At 40.6% G+C, this 17010-nt stretch carries 15 protein-coding genes; 11 read left to right on the top strand and 4 right to left on the bottom strand.

The genetic code is table 11. The features are described from left to right. Window positions 1-97 precede the first annotated feature (97 nt). Complete coding sequence (locus ACVCDT_RS06505) at window positions 98-337, top strand: hypothetical protein (protein WP_447131955.1); 240 nt, start codon at window positions 98-100, stop codon at window positions 335-337. Between the two features lie 77 nt (window positions 338-414). On the opposite strand, the gene ACVCDT_RS06510 is transcribed toward ACVCDT_RS06505, so the two are convergent. Then, window positions 415-1251 carry a sulfurtransferase gene (locus ACVCDT_RS06510; protein WP_447131956.1) on the bottom strand — a complete coding sequence of 279 codons (837 nt, stop codon included), beginning with the start codon at window positions 1249-1251 and terminating at the stop codon, window positions 415-417. A gap of 275 nt (window positions 1252-1526) precedes the next feature. On the opposite strand from ACVCDT_RS06510, the gene ACVCDT_RS06515 reads away from it, so the two are divergent. After that, window positions 1527-3938, top strand: coding sequence for a TonB-dependent siderophore receptor (locus ACVCDT_RS06515; protein WP_447131957.1), 2412 nt, complete (start codon window positions 1527-1529; stop codon window positions 3936-3938). 92 nt (window positions 3939-4030) lie between these two features. Next, on the top strand, window positions 4031-4300 hold the full coding sequence (locus ACVCDT_RS06520; RefSeq protein ID WP_447131958.1) for a hypothetical protein: 270 nt from the start codon (window positions 4031-4033) through the stop codon (window positions 4298-4300). Here ACVCDT_RS06520 and ACVCDT_RS06525 read toward each other — a convergent pair. Continuing rightward, on the bottom strand, window positions 4297-5304 hold the full coding sequence (locus ACVCDT_RS06525; RefSeq protein ID WP_447131959.1) for an adenosine deaminase: 1008 nt from the start codon (window positions 5302-5304) through the stop codon (window positions 4297-4299). The genes ACVCDT_RS06520 and ACVCDT_RS06525 overlap by 4 nt on opposite strands. A gap of 256 nt (window positions 5305-5560) precedes the next feature. Here ACVCDT_RS06525 and ACVCDT_RS06530 point away from each other — a divergent pair, with 256 nt between their 5' ends. Then, window positions 5561-6889 carry an NCS2 family permease gene (locus tag ACVCDT_RS06530; RefSeq protein ID WP_447131960.1) on the top strand — a complete coding sequence of 443 codons (1329 nt, stop codon included), beginning with the start codon at window positions 5561-5563 and terminating at the stop codon, window positions 6887-6889. Between the two features lie 53 nt (window positions 6890-6942). Here ACVCDT_RS06530 and puuE read toward each other — a convergent pair whose 3' ends face one another. Together puuE and ACVCDT_RS06540 are read right to left on the bottom strand one after the other, a co-directional pair. Continuing rightward, window positions 6943-7848, bottom strand: a complete 906-nt coding sequence (gene puuE / locus ACVCDT_RS06535) for an allantoinase PuuE (RefSeq protein WP_447131961.1) — start codon at window positions 7846-7848, stop codon at window positions 6943-6945. 4 nt (window positions 7849-7852) lie between these two features. Next, the gene (locus tag ACVCDT_RS06540; RefSeq protein ID WP_447131962.1) at window positions 7853-8497 is read right to left on the bottom strand and encodes a TetR family transcriptional regulator C-terminal domain-containing protein; all 645 of its coding nucleotides are present in this window, start codon (window positions 8495-8497) and stop codon (window positions 7853-7855) included. Window positions 8498-8781: 284 nt separating this feature from the next. Here ACVCDT_RS06540 and xdhA point away from each other — a divergent pair, with 284 nt between their 5' ends. The 7 genes from xdhA to ACVCDT_RS06575 are packed head-to-tail and all read left to right on the top strand — an operon-like array spanning window position 8782 to window position 16844. Continuing rightward, complete coding sequence (gene xdhA / locus ACVCDT_RS06545) at window positions 8782-10248, top strand: xanthine dehydrogenase small subunit (RefSeq protein ID WP_447131963.1); 1467 nt, start codon at window positions 8782-8784, stop codon at window positions 10246-10248. After that, window positions 10241-12589: a xanthine dehydrogenase molybdopterin binding subunit gene (gene xdhB / locus ACVCDT_RS06550; protein WP_447131964.1), complete on the top strand. Its 2349-nt coding sequence runs from the start codon at window positions 10241-10243 to the stop codon at window positions 12587-12589. Before xdhA ends, xdhB begins: the two co-directional genes overlap by 8 nt. Further along, window positions 12579-13439: a xanthine dehydrogenase accessory protein XdhC gene (gene xdhC / locus ACVCDT_RS06555; protein ID WP_447131965.1), complete on the top strand. Its 861-nt coding sequence runs from the start codon at window positions 12579-12581 to the stop codon at window positions 13437-13439. Before xdhB ends, xdhC begins: the two co-directional genes overlap by 11 nt. After that, window positions 13436-13963 (top strand): 2-oxo-4-hydroxy-4-carboxy-5-ureidoimidazoline decarboxylase, encoded by a 528-nt coding sequence (gene uraD, locus ACVCDT_RS06560; protein ID WP_447131966.1) that lies wholly within the window; start codon window positions 13436-13438, stop codon window positions 13961-13963. The genes xdhC and uraD overlap by 4 nt, the downstream gene beginning before the upstream one ends. Next, entirely contained in the window at window positions 13960-14307 is a 348-nt protein-coding gene (gene uraH / locus ACVCDT_RS06565; RefSeq protein WP_447131967.1) for a hydroxyisourate hydrolase, read from the top strand. The genes uraD and uraH overlap by 4 nt, the downstream gene beginning before the upstream one ends. A 13-nt stretch (window positions 14308-14320) precedes the next feature. After that, complete coding sequence (guaD, locus tag ACVCDT_RS06570; RefSeq protein ID WP_447131968.1) at window positions 14321-15649, top strand: guanine deaminase; 1329 nt, start codon at window positions 14321-14323, stop codon at window positions 15647-15649. Continuing rightward, window positions 15639-16844, top strand: a complete 1206-nt coding sequence (locus tag ACVCDT_RS06575; protein ID WP_447131969.1) for a urate hydroxylase PuuD — start codon at window positions 15639-15641, stop codon at window positions 16842-16844. Before guaD ends, ACVCDT_RS06575 begins: the two co-directional genes overlap by 11 nt. Window positions 16845-17010 lie beyond the last annotated feature (166 nt).

The following is a 17010-nucleotide window of genomic DNA, read 5'->3' on the forward strand; positions in this document are numbered from 1 at the left end:
AGGCATAGTGCGCAGATGTGATGCTACTAACTATTTGATTAGCAATCTGTCACCCCTTCGAACTTAAATTATTAGACAACTTAAAAAGGAACGGATTATGAAACGCCCTCTTACAATTCTGGCATTATTGATAGTATCCACCATGATTGAAGCAGAAGAAGATCTTATGGTTAAACTAGACACCAATAACGACGGATTGATCAGTAAAGCTGAAGCTAAAATTGACCCAGAGTTTGAAGCGATTTTTAATAAACTTGATACCAATCAAGATGGATTTGTTTCTTCAAATGAATTAAAAGAACTGCTAACAGAAAAAGTAATTAAAGCGGTTAACTAGATAGAACCAATCAGCTTGAAGCTAAACCTAATGCTTAATTTAGCTTCAAGCCATTTCACTGTCATTTCTTAACAGGGTTAATTTTGTTCAATAGGTAAGTCTTCTGTTGCTCCCCATTCTTCCCACGAGCCATCATACACAGCTAAATTTTTATACCCCAACTCACAAGCAGCCAAAGCTAAGATACAAGCTGTCACACCTGAGCCACAGGTAAAGACTAATGGTTGTCGAGCCTTAAGGTTTAAATCATTAAATATTGAATGTAAGTCAGATTTAGCTTTTAGTTCACCCTTTTCTAAACACTCAGCAAAAGCTAAATTTTTAGCACTAGGTATGTGCCCAGAACGCAAACCAGCTCTAGGTTCGGGCACTGTTCCTTTAAAACGCCCTGCAGTTCTTGCATCTAGTACATTGAGTTGAGGTAGTTGTTCTAAAATTTGCTTAGCGCTAATAAAGTAGTTGGCCTGATATTGAGCACAAAAATTTCCTTCAACAGTGCAGTTTGCTAACTCAGGCTGTAATTGGCCGCCTTGGTTTATCCATGCGGGTAAGCCACCATTTAACACCGCCACTTGTTGGTGGCCCATCGATTTAAACATCCACCATACTCTAGGCGCACAGAACAAACCATAAGCATCATAAACCACAATTTTGCTGTTTTGGTTTATCCCTAATTTTTGCGCTTGTTGTTCAAACCATGTAGCAGATGGCATGGTGTGCGCAAGACTAGAGGATTTATCACAAAACTGCTTTTCAAAATCAAATTCTAATGAGCCCCAAATAAATCCATGTTGAGTATTAGGTAATTGCTTAGCGGTTGGGTTGTCTATATGGGTGAATAAAATACATAACTCAGGATCACCCATAAGGTTTTGAAGTTCTGATACTGAGAGAATATTTGGGAACGCCTGCAAGTTAAACTGTCCTTTTGTATGAGTTTTTAATTGTTCATTCTGTAGAGCCTTTATATCACTTGCTAATAAGCATGGCTCAAATAATCCAACACTGGGGAAATATTAAACTAAAGTTCAATATCAATAGTGATAAATAAGGCTAATACTCTCTAGGTAAATGTCTCATGTCGCCTACCTAAAAGTGTAATCAGTTTTTAGCACATTTTTAATTGTTGAGCGTTAATTTTGAATTGTTTTGTAGTTTGGCTAGTACTTTATATCAGGGAATCCAAAAGATGAAAAAGCCTTATACCTTACCCTTTAGATTGAAACCTTTAACGGTTTTTTGTGTTGCATTATCGCCGCTAGCAATTATTGCCCAAGAGAGCCAGCTAGAAGCTGAAAAAACTGTTGAACGCATTCAAGTGACCGGCTCTTTAGGTAGTTTACCCGGTCAAGACGTAGAAGCAGTATTTGGCTTTGGTAAATCTATCTTAGAAACCCCACGCTCTGCATCAACCATTAGCGATGAGCAAATTCAACGCTTTAGCGTAACCGACATAGATGAACTGGTTGCCTTTGCACCTGGTACTTTTACACAATCCTTTTTTGGGGTTGCCGGCTCGTTAGACGTGCGAGGCACACCAGGCGAAACTTATTTTCGCGGTGTAAAACGTTTAGACAACCCTGGTAACTACCCTACGCCCATTGGGGCATCTAGTCGAATTGATATAGTAAGAGGTCCTGCTTCACCAATTTATGGCCCCTCTAAAATTGGGGGGTATCTTAACTTTAACCCTAAGTCTGCACGGGCTAGTGGTGGGCAGTATTTAAGCCAAAACACTGGCGCCTTTAGTTACACCACAGGCTCTTGGAATAAAAGCATGTTAACTGCTGAAGTAGGTGGCCCTGGCTCAGTTGCTGGAAAAGACATGGGGTTTTATGTTTACGCTGAAGTAGAAAATTCTGGCAGTTATTATCAAAATTCAGATACCGACCAAAGTGTAATTCAGGCTTCTTTTAATGTAGATCTTTCAGACAAGCTTAGGGTCGAATTTGGTGGCATGTACCACGATTACGCCGGCAATCAAGTCGCTGGCTGGAATCGCCTAAGCCAAGACTTAATCGACAATGGTACTTACGTCACAGGTACAGCAAAACCCCTAGACATAAACGGTGATGGCTCAATATCGCACCAAGAATATGGATTAGTAAATTTAGCAGGAAGTGGCTTCTTTTATCCTTTTGCGCCGGGCTTTACTGATGCTGATGCAACGCCTGAAATGCAGCTAGATAACCCAGGCACGGCAATTTTGCGCGGTGATCAAGTGTTAGTTGCGCCAGATGATGTGTTATTAAATACAGTTGAAACCCTGTATTTAGATGTTTTTTATTACACTGACAATGGTTGGAATATCAAAAACCAAATGTTTTATGAAGGATACGAAAACCTCAACGAAAATGCCTATGGTTTTTCTCAATTTCATGACAGTTGGGTTTTTGAAAATAAATTAGTTTTTAGTACTGAATACGAAAACGATTCGCTTTTAGCGCAATTTCAACTTTCACCCTCTATTCGACACACAAATTTTTTGCATGGTGATGACTTCACTAATGAATACTTTAATAGACGAGATCTAACAGGCCCATCAACGGCCTTAGACAGGCGCCTATTAGCCACCCGAATTGGTCGAGACTTTGACAACTATGATTCTGGGCATTACACAGATTATGGCTTGGCAGCTATGACAGATATAAGCTGGCACTCAGGATTAAATTTAGTATTAGGCCTGCGTTACGACACAATAGACCTAGACTCTACCAGCCAGGGTAACTTATTACTTAACCAAACAGAGGTGACTTCAGTTGAAAAAAACTTCAGTGGCACCTCTTGGAACGCCAGTGTGTCTTATAAAACAGAATTTGGCTTAATTCCTTATCTAACTGCCGCTGAGCAAGCCACCCTTGTCGCAGGCCAAGGAGCTGAAATTGGGGTATCTCAGGCTAATAACGGCGCATTTGATACCTCTGATTTATTTGAATACGGGGTAAAAGGCTTATTTTTAGATGACAGTTTGTATTTTGCTTTATCTGTTTATCAGCAAGAGCGCACAGACTTTAATGCGCAAGCCATAGTCACCAATGCCACCACAGAAAATAAGGGTAGCGAATTTGAACTTAGATGGGTTGTATCAGATCAATTTGTCATTGGAGCCGGTTATACTAATTTAAAAGTTTACAACCTTACCGCATACAATAATGGCCAAGGTGGGGCCTTGTTTGGCTTTTTAGGTATTGAAGACCTAACCTCTGTCACAGACCCAGCCCTTATTTATGGCGGTAATCCTATAGGTTTAACCCTTATTGCTGAGGGCGACAAAGAAGGCGCGCGCAAAGCAGGTATACCAGAAAATATTTATACCCTAAATGCCACCTATGATTTTCAAAATGGATATTCGGTAAACGCCAGTGTTATTAAAGCTGAAGAAACTTATTCGAGTTTTTCTCAGGTAGTAACCCTACCCGCTTATACGCTTGTCAATGCTGGAGTGTTTTATCAAACCGAAGGTTGGAGTGCCAGTTTGAATATTAAAAACCTTACCGATGAGCGATACTTTAGAGCTAATTTTCCTGATTTATTTGGCGCGCAAATTGTTTTACCGGAACTTCCTAGGCATTTTCAAGCCAAAGTGAGTTACAGCTTTTAAAGGCTAAAACAAGGTTAATAATTTAAATATTGGCTACAACTGGGCGAATTATCAATCATGATAGATGCCCAGTTAACTGTAAGGATCTATATATGCTTAAACTTCAGCTAATGATCAGTGTATTTTGCTGTTTGAATTTTTATCAAGCCAGTGCTCAAGAGTCTAAGTCTCAGGGTAACTTTCTAAATGCCCAACTATCTGAACAATTAGTCAATCAAACCAAAGTGTTAAGCGAACCACAATTAGTCAAGGCACAGGCAGAGTTATTTAGGCAATACTATTTAGCCCTAATAGAAACAGGTTTTGACAAAGACCAAGCTTTGCAGATAGTAGTGGCACTAGCCTCTAGAGATAAATCTTAAGCATTCACTACTTTTTCTAACCAAAATTGCTTTTTATCTTCGGGTAGAAAACTTCCAGTAAAACCATTTTTGATTAATTGCTCAAGCTGAGCTTTTTGTATAGGTAAGTGGTCGATTAACGCAAAAAAGTTATCATTTAAATAACCGCCAAAATAGCTAGGATCATCAGCATTAACCGTGACTAATAGGCCTTTATCTAATAACGCCAGAATATTGTGATCTTGCATATATTGAAAAACTTTTAGTTTAGTATTAGACAAAGGGCAAACAGTTAAGGGGTGTTGCGAGTCCTGTAAAAAACCAATTAACTTATCATCTTCGGTACAACGCACTCCGTGATCTATGCGATGAACGTCTAAACATTTTAACGCTCCCCAAATATACTCTGCCGGTCCTTCTTCTCCCGCATGGGCCACACGTTTTATACCTTGCTCTTTAGCAAGGGCAAAGACTCGTGCAAACTTCTCAGGAGGATTACCCAGTTCACCACTATCTAAACCAACGGCACAAATATCAGCTAAATAAGGGGTGGCAGCTTTAAAGGTATCTATGGCACTTTGTTCACTTAGATGGCGAAGAAAACACATGATCAATAAACTAGATTGACCCCACTCTTGCTCAGCCTGTTGCATTGCGCGCTTAAAGCCCCGCATAAACACTGAAAAGTCTATGCCTCTTTCGGTGTGAGTTTGGGGGTCAAACATAATTTCAGTATGTACCACATTGTCTTTTTTACATTGACATAAATATCGCCACATCAGCTCATAAAAGTCGTCTTCATCTATCAGTACTGAGGCGCCTAAATAATACAAGTCTAAAAAGCTTTGTAAGTCTGCAAAGTTGTAGGCTGCTTTTACTTCTGCAATATTGGCATAAGGCAAAGTTACCTGATGTTTTTTGGCCAATGCCATCATGAGCTCGGGCTCAAGCGACCCTTCTATGTGCAAATGTAATTCTGTTTTTGGTAAAGCAGCTACCCATTGTTTTAATTCAACTTTATTCATTTTAGCTGGCTCCACTACCTAAGATTGTTCTTTTCGGGCTAAGTCTATATCAAACCCTATTACACTGTTTTACACCATAAAAACTTAAGTAAATTTTTAAATATTCTGCGCTATTTGCTAGACGCATTAATAAAATATCAGTAGTTTTATCTTAAGGTTAAACATTGCGCAATGAATCAGACCACATGGTCAACATATTGCACGAGTTGTAAATAATTACAAGAATTGTCAGTAACAATCAGGGCTAACAGTTTATATGAGCAAATTAATTGAGCGGGTATTTAAACTTCAACAAAATGGCAGCAATCTAAAAACCGAGTTTATTGCCGGTTTAACCACTTTTGCTGCTATGTCTTATGTATTAGTAGTCAACCCTAGCATCTTAGCTGCTGGTGGCATGCCAATTGAAGGCTTGATCACGGTCACAGCTATAGCCGCTTGTTTAGGCACCCTGTTAATGGCCTTTATGACTAACTACCCCATAGCTATGGCACCCGGCATGGGGCTCAATGCATTTTTTGCTTTTACTATATGTTTAACCCGAGAGATCCCCTGGGATGCAGCTTTAGGTATAGTATTTTGGAATGGCGTTTTATTTTTATTATTGTCGCTAACAGGGGTACGAACCAAAATAGCTGAGGCTATTCCTAGTGCTTTAAAAATTGGGGTTCAGTGTGGAATAGGGTTATTCATTGCCTTTATTGGCCTTAAAAACGCTGGGCTAGTGGTAGATAATCCCGCCACCTTTGTCACTATTGGTGATTTATCTGAGCCTGCCACTCTTTTGGCTTTAATTGGCATAATTTTCACTATTATCTTAGTCATTAGGAAAGTCACAGGGGCAATTTTAATTTCTGTAGTGGTATTAAGTTTGATTGGCACCCTTATCCCACAAGGTGATGGATTTTTAACCCAACGTACCGATGAGTTTATTGGTCTGCCAGACAATATTAGCCAAACATTTTTTGCCATGGATATTATGTATCCCATTGAACATTTAGCTGAAACTTGGGATCTAATTTTTGCTTTATTGTTTGTCAATATGTTCGACACTATAGGCACCTTGATTGGGGTATCTCGCCGGGCAAACTTATTAGATGAACAAGGTAAACTGCCCAAAATAGGCAAAGCTATGACAGCTGATGCGACTGCGAGTGTAGTAGGCGCAGCAATAGGTACCTCTCCTGTTACTTCTTATGTTGAATCAGCCGCTGGTGTGTCTGCTGGTGGCCGCACAGGTTTAACAGCCTTAGTGGTAGCACTTTGCTTTTTACTAGCCTTAGTGTTTACCCCTTTAATGAAAGTCATTCCTTTAATGGCCACTACCCCTGCCCTGATCATGGTGGGGATCTTAATGATGGACTCTTTTAAACAATTAGATTTTGATGATGTAACTGCACTCGCCACAGCCACTGTGGCCCTGTTAGCTATGCCTTTAACCTTTAGTATTAGTGAAGGCATAGCATTAGGTTTTATTACTTATGTAGGTATCATGTTAGGTACAGGTCGTTACAAGCAAGTCACACTTATCACTTATGCCATGGCCGCGGTTTTTATACTGCGATATGTATTAGATTTAAAATAAAAAAGGCATCTAAAATTTAGATGCCCTTGTTACTTTTTGTCTAAATTACTGGCTTATTTAAAAGGAAAATGTTGTTTCCAGTGCAAAGCGATTTGCTCTCTTGTACAACACCACACTCTTTCATGACTTTGTACGTACTCAATAAAGCGTTGCAGTGCAGCCATACGTGCGGGTCGCCCAATTAACCGGCAATGCAAGCCAATGGACAACATTTTAGGCGCAACTTCGCCTTCAGCATACAACACATCAAAGGCATCCTTTAAATATTGATAAAACTGCTCACCACTATTAAACCCTTGTGGTGCAGCAAAGCGCATATCATTAGTATCTAAGGTATAGGGCACCATTAATAAAGGTTTATTATATTGTGTATCGTAATAGGGTAAGTCATCTGCATAAGAGTCAGCACAATACAAAATGTCATCCCTGTCAGCGATCAACTTTAGGGTATTAGGGCTAGTTCTCCCTGTATACCAGCCTTTAGGCTTACTGCCTGTAATTGCGTGGTGTAATTGAATAGCCGCGTTGATCATTTTCTTCTCTTGGGCTTCGGGCATATTCTGAAAATGTATCCAACGCATAGCATGACTGGCGATTTCCCAATTGGCTTCTTGCATAGCGGCAACCGCTTCTGGGTTACGTTGCAAAGCCATAGTTACCCCAAAAACTGTAATGGGTAAGTTATAGCGTACAAACAGCTTATAGAGTCGCCAAAATCCTGCACGGCTGCCATATTCATACATAGATTCCATGCTTAGGTGCCGGTCTGGAAACGCCTGTGCTCCTATGATTTCTGACAAAAAAGTTTCTGACTCTTGGTCACCGTGTAAAACACAATTTTCCCCGCCTTCCTCGTAATTTAAAACAAATTGCACTGCAATTTTTGCTTGATTTGGCCAGTTAGGGTGTGGAGGGTGTTGACCGTAGCCGATTAAATCTCGTGGATATGCATGTTTCATAATTCTATTTAAACCCGTCAGGAACAGTTAAACCGCAACCAGTTAATATTAATTTCACTAAATTTTTTGTGGCATCAACAAAATCACTCTGACTCATTGCCTTGCCTCTTAGTTCGTTAATTTGTGCCGAGAAATCAGCATAATGTTGAGATGTGGCCCAAATATTAAAAAGCAAATAATATGGGTCAGTTTTTTGTAACTTTCCTGCATCAATCCATGCTTGTATCACTGCAACTCTACCTTGCATCCAGGCCGAGTGTTGATCTTTAAAAAATTCACTTAAATTGGGGGCGCCATTTATGATTTCTAAGGCAAACATTTTAGACGCAGCCGGACGACTGCGGGATATTTCCATTTTGTCAGCAATATAATGGGCCAGTACTTGGGCAGGATCGTCTTCAACCGTTGCCTCATCAAAACGGCCATTCCATATACTTAAAATATCTTCTAGTAGCGCTAAATATAAACTTTCTTTGGTTTTAAAGTAGTAAAGTACATTGGTTTTAGGTAACCCAGCTCTATCAGCAATTTGTTGCACCCTCGCACCTTTAAAACCATTCATAGAAAACTCTTTTTCTGCCGCAGATAAGATTTTTGCACGATTGACTTCACCGATACTGGGTTCTTTTTCGTTTTTAATTGTGCTCATTATTTAGCTAGTCATCCTATTTAAAACTTTGTCACACTCTTACTCTTAAGAGTATTTAAAAAATATCACCCAATTTCTTCCATTACTACCAACAGACATCTATTAGTTATGCATAAATCATTGAAGCTAAAAGGTTAATTTAACTCCTTACAGATTAGGCTAAACTAAATTTTATCACATTCAAAATAATAGCTAACAAAAACCTGACCAAACAGTCTGGTTTTTATTGTATTTATTTGACATTAACGGATAATAGCCGAGCTAACTGCAAAATTAGGAACAATATGATCAGTTTTTTGCTCAACAATGAAGTTATCACTATAGATCAAGCACAGGCAGATTTGACTTTGCTTGAATATTTACGTGAGCAACAAAATTTAACCGGCACCAAAGAAGGTTGCGCCTCTGGCGACTGTGGTGCCTGCACTGTGGTTATTGCAGAACTAAGGCAAGATAACACTGAGCTAGGATATAAAGCCATCAACAGCTGTGTCACCTTTTTATCTGCCTTAGCTGGCAAACAATTGATTACAGTAGAGCACCTAGCAGATGGTAAAAGTCTGCACCCAGTTCAACAAAGCATGGTTGATCACCACGCTTCGCAGTGTGGATTTTGTACCCCTGGTTTTATCATGTCGGCCTTTGCCTTGTATCAGCAGCCAGGTAAAGTCGATAGAGATAAAGTGATCCATGCTTTATCGGGTAATTTATGCCGCTGTACCGGTTATCGCCCAATTATTGATGCAAGCTTGCACGCTTGTCATAACAAAGTAGCTGACCAGTTTAGTCAGAATCAAAGCCAAACCATTCAAACATTAATCACCTTAACCGCGCAAAAAATGGGCACAACTAACTTGATCTTACCTGACTCTCGGGAAGCTCTAGCTCAAGCAAAACAAGCTTACCCGCAAGCCAAGGTGTTTGCAGGCAGTACTGATTTAGCTTTAGAGGTTACCCAACAGTTAAAAACCTATAACAAGTTAATTTCGTTAGCCAAAGTACCAGAATTAAATAGCCTAAAAGAAACCTCACAAGGCTTACATATTGGTGCGGCATTAGCCTTTGCCGATATAGAAACTTTGTTGTTGAAACACTTTCCTGAACTAACAGAACTATTGTGGCGCTTTGCCGCAACACCAATTAGAAATCAAGCGAGCTTAGGTGGCAATGTGGCGAATGCCTCACCAATAGGCGATATGCCCCCTGCTCTATTGGCATTAAATGCCGATATTTTAGTGGATAACGGCAAGCATAAACGCAGCATAGCTGCCCGAGACTTTTTCTTAGATTATCGCAAAACCGCGTTACAGGCTGACGAATGGGTCGAAGCGATTTTTATTCCATTTTCGCCGCCTAGTACTTTGCTAAGTGCCTATAAAGTATCAAAGCGTTATGAAGATGATATTTCCGCTGTGTGTGCCGTTTTTAATCTCATTTTAGACAAAGGTAAAGTCACTGGCTTAAATAGTGGATTTGGCGGTGTCGCTGCTATTCCTGCTAGATGTGAGCAATTAAACCTAGCCTTAATAGGTAAAAGCTGGTCGAGCAAAGACACCTACCAATTAGGCCATGAAATTTTAACAAAAGCCTTTACGCCCATAGACGATGTGCGCGCCAGTAAAGCTTATCGCGTGAGTATGTTAGCTAATTTGTGGAAACGCTTTTGGATAGAAACCAATGCCCAAACGCAGCGCATTGCAACCCGTGTGGTTGAGTTGCCCCATAACCAAGTGAGTCAGCACCATGCGTAAGCTAATAGATCACCCCCAAACCAATCAACTGGTAAGCGGTGCAGCCGGAAAGTCACACAAACATGAAAGTGCCATTCGCCAAGTCAGTGGTCAGGCAAGATATGTAGACGATATGCCACAAGCAGCTAACCTGCATCATGCAGCTGTAGGTGTAAGTAGCATACCAACAGGCACTATTACCTCTCTAGACCTCTCTGCTGTAAAGGCTAGCCCTGGTGTAATAGATGTTATAACAGTTAAGGATATTCCTGGGCACAACGATATTGGCCCCGTATTTTCTGGTGACCCTTTATTAGCTGATGGTAATATTTTGTATCATAGCCAACCCATATTTGCAGTATTGGCAAAAACCCAAAAACAAGCTCATCAAGCGGCGCTACTTGCCCATATTGAATACCAACAAAGCTCAGCTTGTTTATCAGTGCAACAAGCGAAGGAACAACAAAACTTTGTTCGTCCGCCACACTTTATGCACAGAGGTGACTTTGCTGCTAGTTATGCTAAAAGCCCAGTTAAATTAGCAGGTGAAATGCTGATAGGTGGACAAGAGCATATGTATCTTGAAGGCCAGGTTTCTATGGCCATTCCAGAAGAAGAAGACCGCCTGTTGGTTTACAGTTCAAGCCAACACCCTAGCGAAGTGCAAAAACTCATCGCCGAAGTACTAGCCATCAAACTACATAAAGTGGTAGTAGATATGCGACGTATGGGTGGTGGATTTGGCGGTAAAGAAACACAAGCAGCACAATGGGCCTGTTTGGCAGCACTATTAGCATCGCGTAACAAAGTGGCGGTTAAACTTCGTTTGCCCCGAATGTTAGATATGATGGCCACCGGAAAACGCCATCCTTTTGAAAACCGCTATAAAGTTGCAACAGATGAACAGGGCTTAATTCAGGCCACCCACATAGAAATCAATGGTAATTGTGGACACTCGCCAGATCTATCTGACGCCATAGTTGACCGTGCCATGTTCCATGCAGATAACGGATACTATTTAGCTGATTGCAGTATTGAAGGGCATAGGTGTCGAACCAATCAAGTATCACACACTGCCTATCGCGGTTTTGGTGGCCCACAAGGCATGATAGTAGCCGAAGCAATGATGGACAAAATTGCCCGTAAGTTAGGCGAAGATCCGCTCACCATACGCAAACGTAATTTGTACCAACAAAACTCACGCAATACCACTCAATACGGTATGCAGGTTGAGTTTAATTTATTAGACGACCTAATTAGTCGATTAGAAAACACCAGTGATTATTGGGCTAGGCGTGAAAAAATAAAACACTTCAATGCCCAAAGTCCTATTATCAAAAAAGGCTTAGCCCTAACCCCGGTTAAATTTGGGATTTCATTTACCGCTAAACATTTAAACCAAGCGGGAGCACTGTTGCACCTGTACACAGATGGCAGTGTGCAAATTAACCACGGCGGCACAGAAATGGGCCAAGGTTTACACACTAAAATTGGCCAAATAGTTGCGCAAGAATTTGGCATTCCATTGGCGCATGTAGAGGTGACCTCTACCCGCACCGACAAGGTACCCAATACCTCACCAACTGCCGCCTCAAGTGGCACAGATTTAAACGGTAAAGCCGCTCAGAATGCTTGTATTACCATTAAACAACGCTTAGCAGAACATATGGCCAATAAATTTAATGCAAGTGTTGAGCAAGTAGAATTTGTTGATCAACAAGTAGTCTTGGGTAGCCATAGCATGACTTTTACTGAGCTGGTACAAGATGCTTACATGAACCGTATATCCTTGTCGGCTACTGGCTTTTATAAAACCCCAAAAATACATTACAACCGCGAAACAGGAAATGGCCGCCCATTCTTTTATTTTGCTTATGGTGCCAGTGTATCTGAAGTATCAATAGATACCCTCACTGGTGAATACAAAGTCGATCAGGTAGATATTTTACATGATGTTGGGCAAAGCCTTAATCCAGCTATTGATATTGGCCAAATAGAAGGTGGCTTTATTCAAGGCATGGGCTGGTTAACCTCTGAAGATCTGGTGTGGGATCAACAAGGTAAATTAATTAGTAATAACCCAGCTACCTATAAAATTCCCGCCATAGGCGATACTCCAGCCGTGTTTAATGTTGATCTTTATCCAAGAGCCAATGATGAAAATAGCATTTATCATTCTAAAGCTGTGGGAGAACCTCCCTTTATGCTAGCAAACTCGGTTTGGTGTGCTCTTAAAGATGCGGTATCTAGCTTAACCGATTATCAAATCGATCCTGTTTTGCATCCTCCTGCTACGCCCGAAAAAGTGTATCAAGCCATTTTACAAGCACAAACTTGGAACGAGACTCACAATGTTAGTTAATAATTGGTTTGATGCCTTATATCAATGTCAGCAACAAGGTAAAAGTTACGTGCTTGTTACCTTGTTAGCTGGTGCTGGCTCTACACCAAGAAACAGTGGCTCAAAAATGGTGATTTGTGACGATAGTACTTTTGATACTATTGGCGGCGGCCATTTAGAATTTGCCGTAATCAAACAAGCTCGCTCCTTACTAGTAGACAATCAAAACCAACAAAAAATCGAACATTACCCGCTTTCTAGCAAACTGGGACAATGTTGTGGCGGAGCAATTAATGTTTTATTTGAAGTTTTTACTAGCCATACTCAACACTTAGCCATTTTTGGCGCTGGACACGTAGCTAACGCCCTAGTACCCATATTGGCGCAACTGCCCTTGCAGATAAATTGGATAGATAACCGTCAGTCCTTATTAGATGAAATAGACCAACAAAATTTGGCCACAAATGTGCGCACAGTATTGTCAGACTCGCCTGCAGACTACATCTCTAAGTTACCTAGCCAAGCATGGGTAATGGTGATGACTCATAATCACCAATTAGACTATGAGATTGTTGAAGCGGCATTAACCCGCAAAGATATCGCTTTTGTTGGCATGATAGGCTCAAATACTAAAGCGCGACGCTTTCGTACCCGACTAGCCCATAAAGAATTCTGCCAAACCGATATTGATCGCCTGTTCAGCCCAGTAGGTGTATTAGATATTCCTGGCAAGCGCCCTATAGAAGTAGCTGTATCTATGGCCGCGCAACTTATTCAAATGTTACAAACACCTCAGGCCACGGCTACTTCTCAAAAACAAGCGTGGAAAGACAATCAACAACTCATTCAGTCATTGGTTACCCCTAAATGAATCAAAACATCACACTTAGCTTAGAACAATTAAACGCATTACCTGCCCTACAAGCGCAAGAATGGTTTAGCAAATGCTGTGCGGCTCCTTCTTGGTATAAAGCCATGTCTCAGGCCAGACCATTTACAGATCTAGCCAATCTTAAAACTAATGCACAGACTTTATGGGATAGTTGTTCTGAAGCGGATTATAAAATTGCTTTTGAAGCTCACCCTATGATTGGCGACGTTAACAGCTTAAGAGCGAAATACGCCAAAACCAAAGCCATGGCCAGTAATGAGCAACAAGGTGCAAGTGAAGCCAACGAGGCGACCTTACAAGCCTTGGCTGAAGCAAATCACCAGTATCTCAACAAGCATGGATTTATTTTTATTATTTGCGCCACAGGTTTGAGCGCTCAAACTATGTTAGATGCCCTGCTGATCCGCTTAAATAATGATACACAAACTGAAATTAGTTTAGCTGCACAAGAGCAAATAAAAATCACCCTATTAAGATTAGAAAAAGGAATACAAGCATTATGAGTATGACTATATCAAATCAGCGCCTAAGCCTTTCTAGCCATGTACTAGATACCACTTTAGGAAAACCTGCCGCCAATATGGTTCTGGCCCTAAATACGCCAGACGGTCAAGTCATTCAAGGTAAAACTGATGAAGATGGTAGATGCAATGACTGGGGAGATTACCAGTTTGTCAAAGGTGAATACTGTTTACGCTTTCATACCCGCGACTATTTACTAGCGCTACATAAAAGTGCGTTTTATCCCTTTGTAGATATCAATTTTGAAATAGCAGAAAATGGCGGTCACTATCATGTGCCCTTGCTTATTTCACCTTTTGGTTTTAGTAGTTATCGTGGCAGTTAGTGAGCATAATAGATTGACAGAAAGACACGCATATCGCGCATCACTATTGCATTTCCCAAGTAAGAGTCTAAGTCCTAAAGACCAATTTCACTTTATACAAGACGGCCTTTTGGTTACGCGTAACGGAAAAATTGAAGCTATCGGTGACTATAAAAGCAATATAAATCAATACCTTGAGTTAAAAGTGACAGATTTATCGGGAAAACTCATTACGCCAGGGTTTATTGATAGTCATTTACACTTTCCGCAAACAGAAATGTTAGCAAGCTTTGGTGAACAGCTGCTCGATTGGTTAAAAGACTATACGTTTCCAGTCGAAGGTAAATTTGCCGACCCTGAATATGCCTCTTATATAGCAACAATATTTTTACGCCAATTACATCGTCATGGCACGACAACTGGCATGGTATATTCATCCGTGCATAAAGCAGCCTGTGATGCACTTTTTACTCAAGCACAAACGCATCAAATGTTGCTCATTGCGGGTAAGGTCTGTATGGACAGACACGCGCCAGACTACCTATTAGATACCGCCCAAAGTGCACAAACAGACAGTGCCGACTTAATAAACACTTGGCACAACAAAGGTCGTTTAAAATACGCAATCACGCCCAGATTTGCGCCAACTAGCAGCGAAAACCAATTAGCCGCATTAGGCGAATTAGCCCAGCAATATCCAGATGTGTATATTCAAACTCATTTGTCAGAAAATCAAAATGAAATTGCCTGGGTTAAGTCACTTTTTCCAAAGCGCAAACATTACTTAGATGTATATGACCATTATGGTTTAGTGCGCCAAGGGGCGGTGTTTGGGCACGGTATTCACCTTGAACAAGATGAGTGGCAACGTTTAAATCAAACCCAAGCTAGTATTGCATTTTGTCCAACCAGTAACTTGTTTTTAGGCAGTGGCTTGTTTGATTTAGCCAAGGCTGAACAACAAAACGTGCCGGTTATGTTAGCCACAGATGTTGGAGGCGGCACCAGTTTTAGTATGTTAAAGACCCTAGGTGAAGCTTATAAAATCTGTCAATTAAAAGGCAATCAATTAGATCCTATGCATGGTTTGTATCTAATGACACAAGGTGCAGCATTAGGCTTAGGTTTAGATGATAAAATTGGCAATCTCAACCAAGGTACAGATGCAGACTTTGTGGTTCTTGATCCGCACTTTGATGAGCTAAGTTCCTTAAGATTTAATGAACACAATAGTCCTCAGGACATTATCTTTGGATTAAGCATGTTGGCCGACGATCGTGCCATTTATGCTACTTATATTGCTGGTAAAGCGGTTTATCAAGCCAATTCACACATTTCTACAGGAGCACAACATGTTGCTTGATTGGGTTTCGTTATTTTTACGTTGGTTTCACGTTATTGCCGGCGTGGCATGGATCGGGGCATCTTTTTATTTTATCTGGTTAGATAATAATTTACGCACTCCCCCACATTGGAAAAAGCTTAAAGGAATTAAAGGCGATCTATGGGCAGTACATGGTGGTGGATTTTATGAAGTAGCCAAATACGAATATGGTCCAGAAACCATGCCTGAAAAACTACACTGGTTTAAATGGGAAGCCTACACTACCTGGATCAGCGGCTTTTTGTTATTAGCCTTAGTCTATTATCACGGTGCGGCTATTTATTTAATCGATAACTCGGTTATGGAACTCACTACAACTCAAGCAATAAGTCGTGGTCTGGGCTTAATCTTTGGTGGTTTATTTATCTATGAAGCGGCTTGTCGAAGTCCTTTAGGCAAGCACCCTAAAGCTTTTGCCTTACTCTTTCTGGTGATGTTAATGGCCGCGAGTTACTTAGCCACCCATTGGTTTAGTGGAAGAGGAGCCTTTATGCATATAGGGGCATTAATAGGCACTATTATGGCAGGTAACGTGTTTTTTAAAATTATGCCAGCCCAACGTTTGATGGTAGATGCGGTAGCCAATAAAAAAGACATAGATCCTAGCTGGGGATTAGGAGCTAAGTTACGTTCGGTACATAACAATTATCTTACCCTACCCTTGTTATTTATTATGATCAGCAATCATTACCCTATGACTTATCAGCACCAAAGTGCATGGTTAGTTTTGATTGCAATTGGCATAGTGTCAGCCTGGATCCGCCATTATTTTAACTTAAAACATATTGGCATTTCGCGCCCATCAATTTTAATTACTGGCGCCATTGGTATGATCATTATTGCAGCTTGGGTATCAATGCCAAACAAACCTGCACAGCCCATTAGCCAATTGCCTGTGGTAACTGAATCACCAGAATTAAATAGCACCCAACAAGCCGCGTTTGAAGTAATTCAAACCCATTGTGCAAACTGCCACAGTGCAACTCCTACTGACGATCTCTTTGTGGTAGCCCCACTTGGCTTAACCTTTGATACTTGGCCGCAAATCGAACAACGCGCAGCGGTTATCTATCATAGATCTGTGGTTAGCAAAGATATGCCATTGATGAACAAAACCAAGATGACAGAACAAGATAGAGACCTAATAGCAGAGTGGTTTAACACTACAAAATAAAGCTAAAACTCACGCTTGAACTAAAAAAACCATGCACTTGAAGCATGGTTTTTTAGCTTTTTAAATTGAAAATAGTACTAAAGGGATCAAAAACACAAATCTTAATAAATGCCAATAGACACAGGAACAATAAATAATAATAACTAGGCTTAATGAGCGGGTACTG

This window comes from Paraglaciecola aestuariivivens, from assembly GCF_052983255.1.